10 protein-coding genes are annotated in these 17,711 nt (G+C 64.7%); 3 read left to right on the plus strand and 7 right to left on the minus strand.

All coding sequences use genetic code 11. From position 1 onward, the window contains the following. The first annotated feature begins 6 nt into the window (after window positions 1-6). Window positions 7-939 carry a 1,4-dihydroxy-2-naphthoyl-CoA synthase gene (locus M3G14_RS09230; RefSeq protein ID WP_259926235.1) on the plus strand — a complete coding sequence of 311 codons (933 nt, stop codon included), beginning with the start codon at window positions 7-9 and terminating at the stop codon, window positions 937-939. Window positions 940-1,027: 88 nt separating this feature from the next. On the opposite strand, the gene M3G14_RS09235 is transcribed toward M3G14_RS09230, so the two are convergent. Genes M3G14_RS09235 through M3G14_RS09255 form a run of 5 tightly spaced genes read right to left on the minus strand, consistent with a single transcriptional unit; the run spans window position 1,028 to window position 6,097 of the window. Continuing rightward, the gene (locus M3G14_RS09235; RefSeq protein WP_259926236.1) at window positions 1,028-2,446 is read right to left on the minus strand and encodes a hypothetical protein; all 1,419 of its coding nucleotides are present in this window, start codon (window positions 2,444-2,446) and stop codon (window positions 1,028-1,030) included. After that, complete coding sequence (locus M3G14_RS09240; RefSeq protein ID WP_259926237.1) at window positions 2,443-3,153, minus strand: ATP-binding cassette domain-containing protein; 711 nt, start codon at window positions 3,151-3,153, stop codon at window positions 2,443-2,445. Before M3G14_RS09240 ends, M3G14_RS09235 begins: the two co-directional genes overlap by 4 nt. Window positions 3,154-3,206: 53 nt before the next feature. Then, window positions 3,207-3,857, minus strand: coding sequence for a response regulator transcription factor (locus M3G14_RS09245; protein WP_259926238.1), 651 nt, complete (start codon window positions 3,855-3,857; stop codon window positions 3,207-3,209). After that, the gene (locus M3G14_RS09250) at window positions 3,854-4,939 is read right to left on the minus strand and encodes a sensor histidine kinase (RefSeq protein ID WP_259926239.1); all 1,086 of its coding nucleotides are present in this window, start codon (window positions 4,937-4,939) and stop codon (window positions 3,854-3,856) included. Before M3G14_RS09250 ends, M3G14_RS09245 begins: the two co-directional genes overlap by 4 nt. Window positions 4,940-4,948: 9 nt before the next feature. Beyond that, entirely contained in the window at window positions 4,949-6,097 is a 1,149-nt protein-coding gene (locus M3G14_RS09255; protein ID WP_259926240.1) for an ATP-binding protein, read from the minus strand. Between the two features lie 67 nt (window positions 6,098-6,164). Between M3G14_RS09255 and menE the strand changes: the two genes are divergently transcribed. Together menE and M3G14_RS09265 are read left to right on the plus strand one after the other, a co-directional pair. Continuing rightward, on the plus strand, window positions 6,165-7,313 hold the full coding sequence (menE, locus tag M3G14_RS09260; protein WP_259926241.1) for an o-succinylbenzoate--CoA ligase: 1,149 nt from the start codon (window positions 6,165-6,167) through the stop codon (window positions 7,311-7,313). Between the two features lie 84 nt (window positions 7,314-7,397). Further along, window positions 7,398-8,111, plus strand: coding sequence for a hypothetical protein (locus M3G14_RS09265; RefSeq protein ID WP_259926242.1), 714 nt, complete (start codon window positions 7,398-7,400; stop codon window positions 8,109-8,111). A gap of 7 nt (window positions 8,112-8,118) precedes the next feature. Here the strand turns inward: M3G14_RS09265 and M3G14_RS09270 are convergent, their stop codons facing one another. Next, window positions 8,119-11,298: an alkaline phosphatase gene (locus M3G14_RS09270; protein WP_259926243.1), complete on the minus strand. Its 3,180-nt coding sequence runs from the start codon at window positions 11,296-11,298 to the stop codon at window positions 8,119-8,121. A 179-nt stretch (window positions 11,299-11,477) separates the two neighbouring features. Beyond that, the gene (locus tag M3G14_RS09275; RefSeq protein ID WP_259926244.1) at window positions 11,478-17,621 is read right to left on the minus strand and encodes a G5 domain-containing protein; all 6,144 of its coding nucleotides are present in this window, start codon (window positions 17,619-17,621) and stop codon (window positions 11,478-11,480) included. Window positions 17,622-17,711 lie beyond the last annotated feature (90 nt).

Consider the following 17,711-nt stretch of genomic DNA (forward strand, 5'->3'; position numbering starts at 1 on the left):
TACCCCATGAGTTACACCACTGACCAGCCCTTCGACCCCACCCAGTGGCGCAGCGTCGAAGGCTTCGACTTCACCGACATCACCTACCACCGCCACGTCGGCGAATCGCGCGCGGACGGCATCGTGCGCATCGCCTTCGACCGCCCCGAGGTACGCAACGCGTTTCGCCCCCACACGGTCGACGAGCTCTACCAAGCGCTCGACCACGCGCGGCGCGATCCCTCCGTGGGCGTCGTGCTGCTGACCGGCAACGGGCCGAGCGAGAAGGACGGAGGCTGGGCCTTCTGCTCCGGCGGCGACCAGCGCATCCGCGGTCGCTCCGGCTACCAGTACGCGGGCGGCGAGACTGCCGAGACCGTGGACACTGCGCGCGTGAAGGCGGAGGGCGGGCGCCTGCACATCCTCGAGGTGCAGCGTCTGATCCGCACGATGCCGAAGGTGGTGATTGCGGTGGTGAACGGCTGGGCGGCCGGCGGTGGGCACTCGCTGCACGTGGTGTGCGATTTGACCATCGCCTCGCGCGAGGAGGCGCGCTTCAAGCAGACGGACGCCGACGTCGGCTCCTTCGACGCCGGCTACGGGTCTGCGTATTTGGCCAAGATGGTGGGGCAAAAGTTCGCCCGCGAGATCTTCTTCCTGGGCCGCACCTACTCCGCCGAGGACATGCGGCGCATGGGCGCGGTGAACATCGTGGCTGACCATGAGGCCTTGGAAGACGAGGCCATCCAGGTCGCCCGCGAAATCAACGGCAAGTCCCCCACCGCGCAGCGCATGCTGAAGTTCGCCTTCAACCTTGTCGACGACGGCCTCATGGGCCAACAGGTTTTCGCCGGCGAGGCCACCCGCCTGGCCTACATGACCGACGAGGCCGTCGAGGGCCGCGACTCCTTCCTGGAGAAGCGCGACCCCCGCTGGGACGAGTTCCCGTTCTACTACTAGGCGGTCCCGCGTTATCCGGCTAGACAGCGCAAGTTGCAGATCGATTTTCGCCGTTTTTGAGGGTTAAACGATGTGCAAGTTGCGCTGTTTATGCACGCCCAACCCGCCGCCCTACCAAAGCCCGGCGCGCGCCAACCCACGCCCCGGTCACAAGCACTACCCCGCCGACGAGCGCAACCCCCACGCGCAGCGGGCTCGTCGCGGTCTCCGCCCAGGCTGGCACGGCGAGCACCCACAGCCAGCTGCCCGCCAGCACATCGCCGGCGATGGTTACGGAAAGCACGGTCCACGCAAGCGTCGCCGCGAGCGTCCACGCGATGCCGAAAAGCGCAGTCAGCGCCAGCGCGAACAGGGCGAGCGCGCTGGTCGTCAGCAGCGCGATCACGGTTCCGGCCATCCCGAACCCGCCGGTCAGCGCACCACACAGCACCACGAGCGCCACCACCGTACACACCCACGCCTGCAGCGCGGTAACCGCGTGCGGGTGCTCGATGCGCATGAGCTGCCACGCGGGTCGCAGCCGCGGCCACACCAGGGTGGGCAGCAGTCCCGCGCCGACCGGCAGGATCAGGTATATATCCAGCGCGCGCCGCACGTCGGCGGGATAGCGCATCGCCACCAGCATCACCAACGCGGTGAGCAGGAGCAGTACGCTTAACGACGCCACACTCCCCGCTCTATGCACACCCCACAACGCCGCTACGAAACTCACGTGCGGCGGGCGCGTCACTGCATGCCGCGACTCCTGCGGAGCGGCCACGGCGTGTGTGGTCTTGCGCCGCATGCGCTGCCTACGCGGTGGCGTCCACACCGCGCACACAGCACCGACCGCGGCGAGCAGGAGGCACAGCGCGAGCGGTGCCCACGGCGACTGGCCGTCCAGGGCAGAGCCGGGTTCCACCGGCAGGAGGTTGAATTGCAGCCCCATCAGTGGCAGTTCGAGGCGCAGCGGCCAAGCTGCGGGGTTGGCCCACCACCATTCGCGGTCGCAGAAGTACCCGAGTTCGACCTGGTAGAGCAGCGCAACGAGCAAGGTGGGCAGCATCCCGACCCTGCGCACCAGCGCGGCGGCCATGCCTGCCACACCGCACATACCGACCCAGACGGCGGCGCCGACGGCGAACACCGCGCCTACGCCATCAAGGCCGAAGACGGAGGCAACCAGCCAGTTCACCCCGAAGTCCGCGAGGCAGAACGCACCAAGCGCAGTCCACACAAGAACGAGGCGAGCCGCGCGCACCCGGCGCGGGTCCACCGGGCGCCAGTCGGTCCCACCAGAGCGTGCCTTGCGCTCGCGGGCCTCCACCACGCCGGCAAACAGTGCCGCAACCGGTGCCGCAAGGGCGGTAACCAAAAGCCCCTGCCAGTTCATTAGGTCGTGCGCGGTCTCGACCTGGCCCGCGAGCGAAAAGGCGGCAAAAACACAGCCGAGCAGTAGGCCCATCCCGGCGAGCCACCACAAGGTCGAGCCGTGAGCGCGGATCCATTCAGCGCGTAGATACTTCACCGGGCTCCCCCGTCTCCGTCGGAGGTGAGCCGGAAGAAGGACTCCTCCAGGTTCGGGCCCAGCTCGGCAAGCTCACCTGCAAAACGCAACTCGCCGCCGGCGATGACGGTGGCGTCGACGGCCATGTGCAGGACCTCACCGAGTTGGTGGGAGCTAACCAGCACGGTGCGCCCCGCTGCGGCGTATTCGCGCAGGTAGACGCGCAGGTGGGCGATGCCTTCGGGGTCGAGGCCGTTCTGGGGTTCGTCGAGAATGAGCACCTCGGGCTCGCCGAGCAAGGCCTGCGCGAGCGCCAACCGACCCTTCATACCTGTGGAAAACGCGCCAGCTTTCTTCTTGCCTGCGTTCTGCAGTCCCACGAGTTGGAGGACGCGATCCGCCTCCGAATCTGGCAGACCGAGCAGTGTGGTGTGCACGCGCAGGTTGTTGCGGGCGCTTAGGTGGCTATAGAAGGCGGGATCGTTGATAGAGGCGCCTACGTGGCGCAGATTCGCCCGTGCAAAGGGCTGACCCATGAGCGTGACCTCGCCGGCCTCTGGCGCGAGGAGCCCGAGCAGGGCCTTCATGAGCGTCGACTTGCCCGCACCGTTGGGCCCGAGCAGGGCGTGGACGCGGCCGGGGGTGGTGTGCAGGAAGACGTCGGTAAGCACGCGGTGGCTGCCGTAGGAAACGGACACGCCCTCGCAGGCCAGCTGTGATGAAGTCATGCCCCCGATTCTCGCGGCCCGACGCCCGCGCCACATCGCCCCGCGGGCGGAACTTAGCTCCTCCCGTGGGAGGAGATGCCGGCGCGCTGCGCGATGAGCACGAGCGCGATCCGGTCGCGCGCGTCCAGTTTGGAAAGCAGGCTGGACACGTGTGTCTTCACGGTGGTCTCGGCAATGAAGAGCCGCTGCGCGATCTCGGCGTTGGTTGCCCCGCGGCCGACCTCGGCGAGCACGTCCAGCTCGCGGGCAGTGAGCCCGTCGAGCAACGACCGGACCGGCGGCTCGCCTTTCCGTTCGCGAGCCCACTGCATCACGCGCCCCGTTACTCCGCTGGCCAGGACGGACTCGCCACTCGCGACGGTGCGTACCGCGTCCGCTAGTACGTCCGGGTCCGCATCTTTGAGCATAAAGCCGTGGACACCGGCGGCGATGGCGGACTGGATCAGCGCGTCGTCGTCAAACGTGGTCAGCATCATCACGCGCGTGCCTAAAGGCAGGATTGCAGAGGCAGCCGCGATCCCGTCGAGCACCGGCATACGGATATCCATCACCGCCACGTCGATGCGGTGCGCCCGCGCTTGCTCCACCGCTTGGGCCCCGTCCTTTGCTGTGGCAACCACCTCCAAATCCGGCTGCGTGGACAGGATGGTGGACAGGGCGGAGAGGAGGAGCGGTTGATCGTCGGCAAGCAAGATGCGAATCATCGGCCCAGCTCCGCGCGCACAGTAAAGGTGTTTCCATGCTGCATGGTCTCAAGCGTGCCACCTGCGCTCTCCGCGCGCTCGCGGCACCCCTCCAAACCGGTTCCGGTGCCGGGGCGGGGACGGATCGGCCCGGTCGAGGTGATGGTCACGGTGCACCGCTGCCCCGCATCGACTCGCACACGCACCTCCGGGTCCTGTTGGTGGCGCGCGGCGTTGGTCACGGCTTCGGCGACGATGCGGTAAGCAGCCACGCTGCTCACGGCGGGGACCTGCGGCAGGGTGCCCTCAAGCGACACGTTGACCCCCGCTTCCCGGAAACGCCGTATAAGCTCCGGAAGCTCCTCCAGACCAGCGGTCGGCGAGCGCACGACGCCCTCGTTACGCAGTCCTCGCACGAGCTGGCGGATGTCCGTGAGCGCCTCGCCTGCCTCCGCGCTGATCTGTTCCAGCGCCCCACGCTCGTTCCCGGCCGCAAGCCCTGCGTTCGCCTGCACCCGTATCAGCGTGAGCGTGTGCCCGAGCAGGTCGTGAATGTCGCCGGCGATGGCCAGTCGCTCCGCTTCGCGCGCCGTGCGCAACCGCTCTCGCCTCGCCGCTTCCTCCTGGACCAGATTCGCTGCTACCAGGTACGCCACCACGCACACGGACCAATGCGCTGCGAGTGTGAGCAGCGCGTCGGCTCCGCGTCGGTAGAACAGGACAAGGCTCTCGTCCCACGTCCACATAAACGGCGAGGCCAGCGACCACGCCAACGCTGTGACGAGCACGCCGACCGCAAAGTGCCTGCCAGCAAACCTGCGCGCCACAAACACCGCAACCGGCACGGCGAGCACCCACGCTGTGTAGCCAAGGTTAACCGGCGCAAGGATCCACACCGCGGACCAGGCCGCATTCAGGGCAATCATGCTTATCGACGCCCACTTCGCCCGCATCGTCAGCACCCCGAACGCCGCCACGAACCCCCAGGACAACAGGGCCTGCACCCACCCGAACACGTCACTCGGGTCCGCGCACGCGCCGGCGGTGTACACCAGCGCCAGCACTGCGGCAAGTGTGGCGAGAACTGCGTCGACCGTACGCAACCGCACCGCCTACAGCCCCCGGACGAACTCGGCGAAGCCCGGCGCGGTGAACTCCAGGTAGCCGTGGCTGGAGGTGTCGATGAGCCCCTTGTCTAGCAGGGAGCGTCGCGCCATACTCAGGTCGTTGGAATCGCGCCCCATTGCTTCGGCGATCGCGCTGCGCTTGACGGGGCCGTCGCCGACGGACTCGCCGGCCGCCGCCATGGCGCGCAGCATCCGCGCCTCGGCGGGGGTGGCCTTCTTCCAGCGGGCGCGGAAGAAGGTTTGGCGCATCTGGTTGAAGCCCTCGCCTGCCGCTTCCACCTGGGGCACCTCCAGCACAGTGCCGGGCCCGGGGAAGCCGGCGGCGCGCCACGCCTCATCTCCGATCACCTGCATGAAGTAGGGGTAGCCGCCCGCGAACCCGAGTGCGGCCTCGAGTGCGTCGGCGGACCAGCGGACTCCCTTCGCCGCGGCGAGGCTGGCTAGTGCGTCGCCTGCCTGCGCGTGGGTGAGGTTGTGCAGGTGTTGGTAGCCGAAGCGTTCGGCAAAACTTACCGCGTCGGTGACCACGTCCTGGGTGTGACTCAGGCCGGCGGTGTAGGCGGCCATGGGCAGGTCGCGCTGCTCGGACTGCATATGTTGCCAGGCGTAGGCGAGCGCTTTGATGCCCTCGGCGTCTGCGCTTTGGATCTCGTCGATGAACAGGATGAGCCCGCGGGAGCGTTGCCGCGCCGCTTCGCCTGCGGCGGCGAGCAGCTTTTGCAGCCGGCGGCCCTGGCTGCCCGCCTCTGGCTGCGTGGGCGGGGTCGCCCCGCTCACGGAGACGCCGGCGACCTCGACTTTTGCGGATTTGATGAGGGTGCGCAGGGCGTCGACAAGCGAGCCCTGCCAGGTGCTGGAGACCTCTTCGAGCGCCTCCACGAGCGCCCCGAGCAGCGGCCCGTCGCCCGCGGTGACCCAGAGCGTGTCGAAGCCTTTGGCCGCGGCGTCGGCTTGCGCGGCGCGCAGCAGGCTCGTTTTGCCCACGCCGCGCGGGCCGGCGAAGACGTGGATGCGGCCGACAAAGCGCGGCTCGACGATGATGAAGGCGAGGTCGCGGCGGATGTCTTCGAGGATCTGCTCGCGGCCGAAGACTTCGGGCGCGATTTCGCCTGGGGTGTACGGGCTGGGCTGCATGCCACCTTTATACCTCTTTATGAATCACCGAATCATAAAGCGACATAAGCACTGCTAGGCTATTTCCGTGACCAAGCGCCTTGAGATCCTGTCTGTCGACCCCGCGAACCCGCTGGCGATTATGCCCGCCCTCGAGGAGGCGCTCACCGGCCAGCGCGCGCTTTTGCCCGTGCCCGCCGACGACCCGGCGCGCGCGGACCTGCTGCGCAACACGCAGGGCGTGGGCCAGCCTATCGAGGATGACGTAGCCCTCGTCGTCGCCACCTCCGGGTCCACGGGCCGTCCCAAGGGCGCGATGCTTTCGCCTACGAATCTCATTTCCAGCGCGGATGCGACCCACCAGGCACTCGGCGGCCAGGGCCAGTGGCTGCTCGCCATGCCCGCTGCCTACATCGCGGGGATCCAGGTGCTGGTGCGCAGCATGGTCGCCGGCGTCGAGCCGGCCTACCTGGATCTTTCCCGCGGCTTCAGCATCAACGAGTTCGACGAGCGCGCCGAGGAGCTCGCGGACACCGGTGAGCGCTGCTACACCGCCATCTCGCCCCACCAGCTGGCCAAGGCCACCTCGACGTTGCAGGGCATCGATGCTTTACGACGCTTCACCGCCGTCCTCGTCGGCGGCGCCGCCACCAACCCGCGCCTCCTCGACTCCGCGAAGAAGCTCCGGATCAACGTGGTAACCACCTACGGCTCCTCGGAAACTGCGGGCGGCTGCGTCTACGACGGCACCCCGATCGCGGGCGCGCGCGTACGCGTCGACGGGGGCCGCATTATCCTTGGCGGCCCCATGGTGGCCAAAGGCTACCGGGGTAACGTGCAGCCGAACCCCTTTACCACTGACGCCGAAGGCCAGCAGTGGTTCACTACCTCCGACGCCGGCCACATCGATGGCGGCACACTCACCGTGGAAGGCCGCTTGGACAACGTGATTTCCTCCGGAGGCTTCAAGCTTCAACCGGAGGTGCTCGAGCACTTTCTGCTCGCCCAGCCCGGCGTGACCGGTGCCTGCGTTGTCGGCGTGCCCGACGAGCGCTTCGGCCAGCGCATCTGCGCCGCCTACACCGGCTCCGCCCAAGTGGCCGAACTCATGGACGCGTTCGAGGACCTGCCCCGCTGGCAGGTGCCAAAAGAACTGCGACCTATCCCCGCACTCCCCCAGCTCGGCCCGGGTAAGGTCGACCGCGCCGCGGTGGCGGAGCTCTTCGGCGGGCGCTAGTTTTCCCGCGTTTACGCTCTCGCAACACGGGGTCCTGCACACTTTGGGTTGTACATACCCACCCCTTAAACCAAGGAGGACATCATGCAACGTCTCACCGCCTGCATCGCCGCGTCGGCAATCGCACTTTCCGCGTTTGCCGCACCCGCCCACGCCGCGACCGTCGCCGCGAAGGACAAGGACGGCACCTGCGCGGTCACCCTCAATGCCGGCGAGAAGCAATTCATCTCCACGCTTTTCGACGAGTCCAAGGCCATCGGCGAGCACGAGCAAGCCCGCGATTTCATCGCCGCGGTCGAGTCGGTCTACCCCGGCGTCATCACAGAAAACGAGAAGGCACTCAAGGGCGAGGAAGCAGACCTGACCAAGGTGCTGCCCGCCCAGCTCGCCGAGCAGTACGCGAGCGCGCAGAAAACGCTGAAGGAGACCCAACCGACGACAGAGCGCACGCTCGAGGACATCAACACGGATTCCTGGCACGTCGGCCCCGAGACGAAGCCTGTCGAACTGCCCTTCGCAGTCGCGAAGAGCGACGCCGCACTGTACGACGCCTGGTCCGCCACGCCTGCCGGGAAGGTCGCGATGAAGCAGATGCAGCTTAGCGACGCCGACGTGGCCGCTGCCGCAGCCTGCGCCAAGGGCACCCAGGCGAATGTGGAGTACCCCACCGCGAAGCCGGATCTGAACGTTCCGGCCATCATCGGTGGGGTCGTCGCAGCGCTGTTGGCGCTGCTCGGGCTGCTTGCCCTGCCACAGCTCGGCCTGAAGCTGCCGAAGCTGCCGATGCTGGGCAAGTAAGTAGCGCTTAGAGCTTGGCGATCGAGCCGAGCACCCTATCTACCTGCTGCGGCAGCAGCAGGGCGATCAGGGACAGCAGGCCGGCCAGGCCCGCGATGGTCAGCACGGCGATCAGCCACGGCGACTCGGCAGAGGAGCCAGTGGTGGTACCCGGCTGCTCGTCGACCTGCTTCATCTTGTTCTCGAAGGTGAGGTCGTGGTTGATCGGGTCGATGCCGAGCGCGTTCAGGCTGGCGAAGAAGAGGTCAGTCTGGTCGATCTGGCCGGTCAGGTTGGCCGCACCCGGGCCGGAAGCTGCGACGCGCAACTGGGCACCGGTGTGCTGCTGGCCGCCGAGGGCGTCCTCGTCCTCGTTGGTCTTAGAGGTGGCGAAATTGACCGCCATGGTGGAGCCTTCGACCGTGGTCAGCTGGGTCACGCGGCCAGCGGTGTTGCTGTCCTCGTAGGTGATCTGCGCGGTGTGCGCGTGATCTGCGGTCGCGACGATGAGGGTTTCCTCACCGGTCTTCTCCACCCACTGCTGCACGGCCTGGACGGCCTCGTCGAGCTGGCCGACCTCGCCGATCAGGCCGCAGGCGTCTGCGTCGTGGTCGGCCTTATCCGGGGAGGCGGACTCGACCTGGAGCAGGAAGCCCTTGTCATTCTGCAGCAGCTCCAGCGCCTTGGTGGTCATATCTGCCAGACGCGGGGTCTCAGCGGTGAACTCCGGGTTTGCCACACACGTTGCCGGAGCCATGTCGCCGCCGTCGGTGGTCGGGATGGACTGGTTCAGCGTACGCGGCATGTTGCCCTCGGAGAACAGGCCCAGCACCGGCTTTTCTGCGTCCGCCTTGTCAACGGCGTTGAGCTCGGAAAGATTGGTCGCGACCTGGTAGCCGTTGTCCTTCGCGTTCTCCAGCACCGTCTTGCCTGCGGTCCAGGTGTTGCCGTCCTCGCCCCACTGGCCGCCCTGCACGACCTCGGTGTTGAAGTACTTCAGGCCGCCGCCGAGAGTGACGTCGGCGCGCAGGTCGACGATCTGCTCCGAGATGGAGCCGAGGCCGCCGTTCTCGCGCAGCTGCTCGCCCTGCGCCACCTTCTTATCACCGGACGGCGCGTAGTAGGAGCGATCAAGCGCGTGTGCGGCAAAGGCCGCCGGGGTGGCGTCCTGGATCTCCGCAGTGGAGACGTTACCGATCTTCATACCCTTCGCCTTGGCCAGCTCGCCGAGGGTAGCAACCGGCTTGCCCTTGTTATCGACGCCAATCGCGCCGTTGTAGGCCTTCACACCAGAGTTCCAGGCGGTGCCGGTCGCGGCGGAATCCGGGACGTAGTTCGGCAGGCCGGTCTCCTTGTCCAGGGAGAAGGTGGTCAGGTAGCCGGTGTAGTCCAGGTTGTCCAGGCCGTCGAAGCGGCCCGCGGAACCCTTCAGGTAGTTGCGGGCGGCGGTGATTTCGGAGTCGCCCGTGCCGTCGCCAATCAGCAGCACGACGTTCTTCGCCTTCGCGTTATCGATGCCCTGACCGGCGGTGCCGAACTGGGCGCAGTCGCCGACCTTCGGTGCGGCACCTTCAGAGACGAGGTAGCACAGCTGGTCGCCCTGCTTCGCCTTGGAGCGGGTAGCCAGCGACATGACCTTGTTACCCTTGTTGATCTCCCACGGATCCTGACCGCCCTCGGTGCCGCCGTTGAGGCCGAGCGCGTTCGCCATGACGTAGAAAGCGTCAGTCTGGTCGAGCTGACCGTTGACGTTCTCGGAGCCCGGGCCGAAGCCAGCGATGCGCACCTGGGTGCCGGTGTGCATCATCGACTTGGTTTCCAGCTCGCCGCTTTCATTGATGGACCACGGCTGGGTGCCGAAGCCGACGGACATCACCGCGCCACCGTCCTTCTGCGACTTCAGACGGGTCACTGCGGATACCGACGGACGGCCGTCCGGCACGATCTCTGCGGTGTGCGCGTGGTCAGCCGTGACCACGATGAGCGTGTTCTTGTCCTTCTTGGCAAAGTCGAGGGCTTCCTTAATGACCTCGTCGATCTGCTCGGTCTCACCGATCATGCCGCAGGCGTCAGCGGCGTGGTCCGCCTTGTCGATAGAGGCGGACTCCACCTGGAGGAAGAAGCCCTTGTCGGACGAGGGGTCGTCGAGAAGCTCGATTGCCTTCTTCGTCATCTCCGCCGCGGTCGGCTCGTTGCCGGTGTCCTGCGGGGTGCAGGTCTCCGGCTCCTTGTCGGTGGCGTTGCCCGGGACGGTCTGCTCGTAGCGGCGGGTCATGTTGCCGTCGTTGAACAGGCCGAGGACCGGCGCGTCCTGGTTAGCCACGGTGACCGCGTCGAGGCCAGCCTTGTCATCGACGATGGTGTAGCCCTTGGCCTCCGCGTTCTCGCGCACAGTCTTGCCGGCTTCCCACTCCGCGCCGCCGTCGTGCTTCTCGGTGAGGAAGGGGTTACGGTTCTCGCCGCCCGCCTGCACCTCGGTGTCGAAGTACTTGCGGCCGCCGCCAAGGGTGAGGTCCGCGCGGGTGTCGATGATCTGCTCGGAGATCGAGCCCAGGCCGCCGTTCTCACGCGCCTCCTTGCCTTGCACGACCTTCTTCTCGCCCGACGGCGCGTAGTAGCCGCGCTGGGAAATGTGCGAGTGCATCGCGCCCGGCGTGGCGTCCTGGATCTCGGCGGTGGAGACGTTGCCGGTGCGCATGCCGGCGTTCTTCGCCATCTCAATCAGGTTCTCGTGCGGTGTGCCCGCCGCGTCGACAGAGAGCGCACCGTTGTAGGTCTTCGCGCCGGTGGACCAGCCGGTGGCGGACGCCGCCGAGTCGGTCACGTACTGGCGCTTGCCCTCCTGGGAGACGGCGAAGGTGGTGTACGCACCCGAAGCCGTCAGCTCGTCCAGGCCCTCGAAGCGGCCGTTCGCACCCTTGAGGTAGTTACGCGCTGCGGTGATCTCCTGGTGGCCCATGCCATCGCCCAGGATGAAGATCACGTTGCGGGCCTGGGCGTCGGTGTTGCCCTGCCCGCCCTTGCCAAACTGGGTGCAATCCCCCGGCTGCGGGACGTGCACCAAGTTGCCTTTAGCATCAAGGGTCACACAGGACTCTTTGCCGTTAAAGTTCTGCTCCGCCGGTGCGGCGGAAGCTGTGGGGAGACTCGCCAGAGCCAGCGCGGAAGCGCTGACCACGGCGGTCAGAGTTTTAAACGGAATACGCATGTGGGGTTCCTTCACATGAAAAGCCAAGAAAATTGCATGGTTGTTCAACCGCCACACACCATAAATCCAGCAAATTTCCAATACGGAAAACCCAGATGAACTTTAGGTGACTACAAAAACGTAATTAAGGGCGCTACCCGAGTAGCCGGGTAGCGCCCTTTACTTGTGCTTAGCGCGGATTACTTCTGCTCGGAAGATCCATCCTTCTCAGAGGACGTGATGCGCTCCGAGGAGCCCAGCACAGTCATGCCGTTGTCAAAGCCCTCCTCGCGGCAGGCCTGCGCGATCAGCACGCCGGTGAGGCTGAGCGCGGCGATGGCACCAAGCGCGATGCCCAGCGGCTGCAGCTGCTCACCGTAGCCAGCGAACTGGCGGTTAATGGCGTTCGCCTGCGCCTGCAGTTCGCGCATCCACTCGGGCTGCTCGAAGTTGTGGCCGTGGCCACCGCGGCCAAAGTTGTTCTCCGGCAGGGATTCCTGCACGCGGCGGTTGAGCTGACCAACCGCCTGCTGGATCTGCGGGCCGAACGCCTCGTTCACGCCGTAGCCAACACCGGCCAGCAGGCCGATCGGCAGCAGCCACAGGATCGGGCTGTTCGCCGCAAACGCGTTGGCGACGCAGCGCTTCGCCTTCTCAGACGAGCTCTTGGACGGATCCTGCGGATCAGCCGGAACGCTCGGCTCAGTCGGTTCCGTCTTCTTCGTGCCCACCTTGATGATGAGCTTCTGCGCAGGAACCTCGCCGACGCTGCCGTCCTCGCGGTGGATCCGCTCGCCTGGCTTGCCAGGCTGCACGATCTCGTGCTTGCCCGACTCCAGGTTCGGATCCTCTACGACCTCGTAGTCGTAGGAGATTTCCTCCGACCAGCTAGTACCCGCCGGCGGCTTGGTGCCAACGCGGACCACACGCTCGACCGGCTGCTCCACCAGCTCGGCGACAGGCTTGCCGTCAACGATCTTGACAACGTACTTGCCGTCCTTGCCTGCAACGTCCTCGACCTCTTCGCCTGGCTCCAGGTTCGGATCGAAAATAACCCTGGTGGTGTAGCGGACGTCGATCTCGATGCCCTCGTCAGGGGTCGGCGTCGGATCCTCCGGCTCATCGGCAGGTTTCTTCGTGCCGATGAGGATGACGTGGTCCTGCTTCTCAAGCAGGGTCTCTTCCGAGCCATCAGACTTGTGGTGCACCAGGCCCGGCTTGCCTTGCTGCTCGACCTTGTGCTCACCGGCAGGGATGGTGGGGTCAAGCTTGACTTTCACCTCGAACGGGATTCGCTCGTCCCACTCAACGTCCGCCGGCGGCTTGGTGCCGACGCGGACGATCCGCTGGACCGGCTCCTTGGTTGTCTTCACGGAAGGTTGACCGTTTTCGACAGTCACCTCGATCCTGCCGTTTTCGCCCTCCTGGTCCACGACCTCCTCGCCTGGCTCAAGCGTCTCGTCGTAGATGATCTTCGTGGTGAACGGCAGCTCTACCTCCTTCGGCGGCAGCGACGGTGTCGGCGTCGGCTCCTCCGGCTGTTCCGGCTCGTCAGTCGGGTCAGTCGGCGGCGTCGGCTGCTCAGCCTTCTTGGTGCCAACGCGGATGATCGCCTTCTTCGGTTCCTTCGTGCGCTCGGTCGTTACCTCAGGCTCGCCGGACGGCTTGCCGTCGACAAGCTTCTGCGTGGTGGTCACGATCTCCTCGCCGAACTCACCTTGCTCGATGACCTGCTTGCCCTCTTCGAGGTTCGGGTCCTCGATAATCTCGGTCTCGAACTCAACCAAGCGAGTCGTCTTCGACACCAGCTCGTTGTCATCAAGACCTGGGCCGTACTCGACGATGCGCGGAGTCGGCTCAGTGCGAGCGGATTCCTCGGTCTTTGCAGCCTCGCCGCTGGCCCCCGTGAAGGTCGCCGTGTAGGTTGCCTCGCCGTCCTTACCTTCCTGGACAGTCCGAACTTCGCCTGGAGCAAGGTTCGGGTTCGCGCGCAGCTCGGTCGGGTACGGGATCGGTTCCTTCCACTCGACCTTGTCGGACGCAGTTGGCTGCTTGGTACCGACCTTGATCACTTCGGTGACCGGTTCAGAGTTGGTCGTTTCACCGCGGGTGACATCGACGACCTTGCTGTTCTCGATCTTCTGGGTGATCTTGGTCGTCTTCTCACCAGGTTGGCCCTTGGTGACGATCTTGTACTCACCGGCGGGGATCTCCGGGTCGTACTCAACCTTGGTGTCGAAAGGAATCGGCAGCTTCTCTTCCAGCTCATACGTGCCGTCGGTCATGGAACCGACACGGACGATCTGCTTCTTCGGCGCCTTCGTCTCCTCGATGGTGATGCTCGGCTCGCCATCCGGCTTGCCGTCCTTGATCTTCTGGGTAGAGGTAATGAGTTCCTCGCCCTTCTCACCAGGCTGCTCGATCTTGGTCTGGCCAACTGGCACCGTGTTATCCACGATGAATTCAGTCTCAAACGCGACCTCGCGGGTCGTTGTCGACGTCAGCGTCTGATCCGGAGAGGTTGGGCCGTACTCGATGATCTCGTTGACCGGGTCCTTGGTCTGCTTCTCCTCAGGGGTCACAGAGGAATCGTTGCCCTTGGAGGTGAAGTCAGCGGTGTAGGTCTTCTCACCCGGCTCGCCCTTCTGGACAACCTTGATCTCACCCGGCTTCAGTTCCGGATTCGGACGAGTCTCGACCTCGAACGGCACCGGTGCCTTCCACTCAACCTTCTCGGAAGTCTCGGACGGCTTGGTGCCGACCTTGATCACCTGATCCACCGGATCTTCGGTGATCTTCTCCTCAACGGTGGCCTCGCCATCCGGCTGGGAGTTAGTGACCTTCTGGGTCACCGTGGTGGTCTTCTTACCCGGCTTGCCCTCGGTGACAACCTCGGAGGTACCAGCCGGCATATTCGGGTCGTACTCGATCTTCACACCGAACGGAACCTCAGACTCGACGGTCTTTGTGGTCTCACCAGTGGTCTTGGTGCCAACGCGGATGATCTGCTCGGTCGGTTCCTTGGTGCGTTCAGAGGTGACGGTCGGCTCGCCGGAAGGCTTGCCGTCGACAATCTTCTGGGTGGAGGTCTCAACCTCAGTGCCGAGCTCGCCCTGCTGATCGACGACCTGCTTGCCCTCTTCCAGGGTATTGTCGAAGACGACCTTGGTCGTGAACGGAATCGGCTTCTCGGTCTTGGTCACCAGCTCGCTCGGATCCAGGCGCGGACCGTACTCGATGATGCGCTTGACCGGTTCCTTGGTGGTCTCCTCCTCAGCTACCTCGGCCTTGTCGCCCTTAGCAGTGAACTTGGCTGTGTAGGTCTTCTCGCCGTTCGCGCCTTCCTGGACAACCCTGGTCTCGCCAGGTGCCAGGTCCGGGTTCTCGCGGACCTCGGTCGGGTACGGGATCGGGACCTTCCAGGTCACATCCTTGGCGCTCTCGGCCGGCTTGGTGCCGACGAGAACGACCTCGTTGGTCGGTGCCGTGGTCTGCTCCCAGGTGCCGTCCTTGTTCTGCTTCTCCTCGCCCGGCGCGCCCTTGGTTTCAACCTTGTACTCGCCGGCAGGTATGGAGTCGTCGTACTTGTACTCGACTTTGAACGGAAGCTCGCGTGTCGGAACGTCGACGACGTTCACCACAGCGTAAGCGTTATCCGTAGAGCCGTCCTCGTAGGTCACAGTAACCGGGATCTTGACCTGGTCACCGGGCTTCGCATCCGCAGGTGCGGTTGCGGTGATCTGGCCGTTGTCATCAATGCTGACGGTCCAACCGGCAGGAGCATCGCCCAACTTGTATGGGTTTTCCTTCGCGACGTTGACGTTGTCCGGCTTGTCGAGAGCGACCGGCAGCGTAGCGGTCTCGCCCGGGTACACGGTCTCAACCGGGTATGTCGGCTCCGCCTCCCAATTGTTGGTCAGCTTCACCACCGTGGTGACAGGGACCTCGGGGGTAGAGCCGTCCGGGGTCTTAACGGTGACGTTGACGGTGTTCTTGTCACCCGGCTTAGCGTCTGCCGGCGGGGTGGAAGATACGACACCGGTGTTCGGGTCGACCTTGTACTTCCAGCCGTCGACATCCTGCTCGGTGATTGGCTCGCCATTGTCGTCAGCACCGAAGGAGAACGTCGACCCCTTCGGGGCGTCCTGAACGTGGTGTTCCACAGCCTGGTTCGGGCCGGTGACCTTGACGTCGTAGGTCGGAGCAATATCGCTCTTGAGTACAACGACAGTGCCCTTGACCTGCTGTGGCTTGTCGGCGTTGTCGTAGTACGCGAGCACCGGGACGTTCAGGATGTAGCCCTCGGGTGCGGTCCTCGGGATCTTCGTGGTGATCTCGCCAGTGTTCTCGTCGATCTTGACGGTCCACGTACCGCTGTCGTCAGTGTGGGTGTACTCCGTTTTGCCGTCCTCGAAGGTGTAGCGCTTCGGTGCTTCATCGTTCGTGTTACCGCTCAGGCCACGCTCCGGAAGCGTCGGCAACAGGGAGACGTTTTTTCCGGGCTTATTGGTCACCGTATCGTAATCGGGGATCTTGATGTCGACGATCGCCTGGAACTGTGTCTCGATCTCATCGGTGGTGTCATCCGGGTAGGTCGCCTTCACCAGCGGGGTAATGATGGTGCCCGGTGCAACGGTGTCGTCCGCCTTCGCGGTGACCTTGCCCGTCTCATCAACGGTGACGGTCCAACCTTCAGGGACAGTGGACGGGTCGACCTCAAACTCTGCCGGATGAACCGGCTTGTGGCCCTTCATGATGGACTTGGTGCCGACCTGTGCGGTGAGGTCGTCACCGATGGTGCCCTTGGTCAGACCCGGGCGCACCAGGTCAGTGACCTGGGTGTTGTTCGGGTCGACGACGACGAGCAGCTCGAGAACATCGGTGGAACCGTTCGAGTACTCGACGGTGACTGTCGGTCGGGCGAACGTACCCGGCTTCGGGTTCTCCGGAGCGGTGACGGTGACGTTGTAGTTCTCGTCCATCTCAACGGACCAGCCGTCGTAGACGTACTTCTCATCCAGCTCGACCTTGGCTTCGAAGCCATTTTCACCCTTCTCCTTCGCCAGGTCCTTAATCAGGTCCGGGGTCTGGGTGAAGGTGACTTTCTGTGGCTCGGTGGCCAGCGGGCCGGTCGCGCTGTCGACGCCCGAGATGATCGAAGCGTCGGTCTTGTCGTACCTCGGGGAGTGGTACTCGGTGTCGTCCAAGGAGAACGCCTTCGAGTCGATCACGTTCGCCGTGTTATAGCGCGTCAGCGAATTCGAGCTGTCGAAGGTCTTGCCTTCTTCGCCGATGTTGTTTTCAGCGGCATTCTGGAGCTGGTCGACGGTACGTGGCTTCGCCAGAACGGAGAAGTTCACGTTCTTGTCGGTCGCCCGGTCGGTACCACGGTATTCAGGCCAGGTGAAGTAGATGTCGCCGGTCGCTTCGTCGACGCGCAACAGCTGCTCACCGCCGGAGACGGACGGGTCAGTGGTGCCGATGAACTTGCCGTTGCCGTCGTAGGCTTCCACAAGCATGCGCGACATTGAATCGTCCGTGCCGCCGTTCTGCACAGCAGGAATGTTAACGGTACCGACCTTGGTTTCCTCACCAGGGACGATCACGTGCTTCCCGAAGTCCTCCCACGACACCGTGATGGGGTTACATTCGATGTTCTCGCTCGGCCACGGGTTTACAGTAGCGCCAAAAGCAGCGCTGGAGCCCTTGGTGGCATAGAGATTGCCACTATGGCCCTTCGTGTAGTTCCCCTGCCAGGCGTAGCGCACGGGATTGTCGGCAGTGGCCGAAGCGAATTGCTTGACCTTCTCCTCGGTCATCTCTGCGAAGATATTCAGGTTTCGTTGTACGCGAAAACCATCAATGACGATGCTTTCGTCGGCCTTGTGAGTGACGCTCTTGTCAAGGAAGGTCTGGCCGGCCTCCATGGAAGGCACCTCGCCGGTATTCAAGAGTGCGCCAAGGTTACCCGTATTGGTGAAGTGCCAATCCGCGAACGTGCGGTCCTTCGAGTTATCAAAGGAGACGCTCAGGCCCCACAGGGTTTTCGAGGAGCTGGTCGCACTCGGCTCCAGGGTGTCCCAACTAAACCCCGCCTGGCTGCCGCTCGGGGAATTCTCATAGACCACACACGAACCGGCCGGAAGGTCCGAGGCCTTCTGCGCGTCCTTCTCCACCGCGCCGGACTTATCGCGGATACCGCCGGTGAATTCCGCCGCAGCAGCAATTGGTGCCAGCGGGCCCGGGCCGACGACGCTGATGCCCCCTAGGGCGAGCGCGATCACAGACGATGCTGCGATGCCAGTAGACGTTGATTTACGGAAACGCCGCGAAGATTCGCTCATAGTTACTCCCCTATCAAGCCGCTGGACGGAGGCTGACAATACGGCCTCGCTGCCAGTTTTCTGTTATGTGCACTTCTTCTAGCTCGAGTA

Source organism: Corynebacterium sp. p3-SID1056, from assembly GCF_025152525.1.
GTDB lineage: Bacteria > Actinomycetota > Actinomycetes > Mycobacteriales > Mycobacteriaceae > Corynebacterium.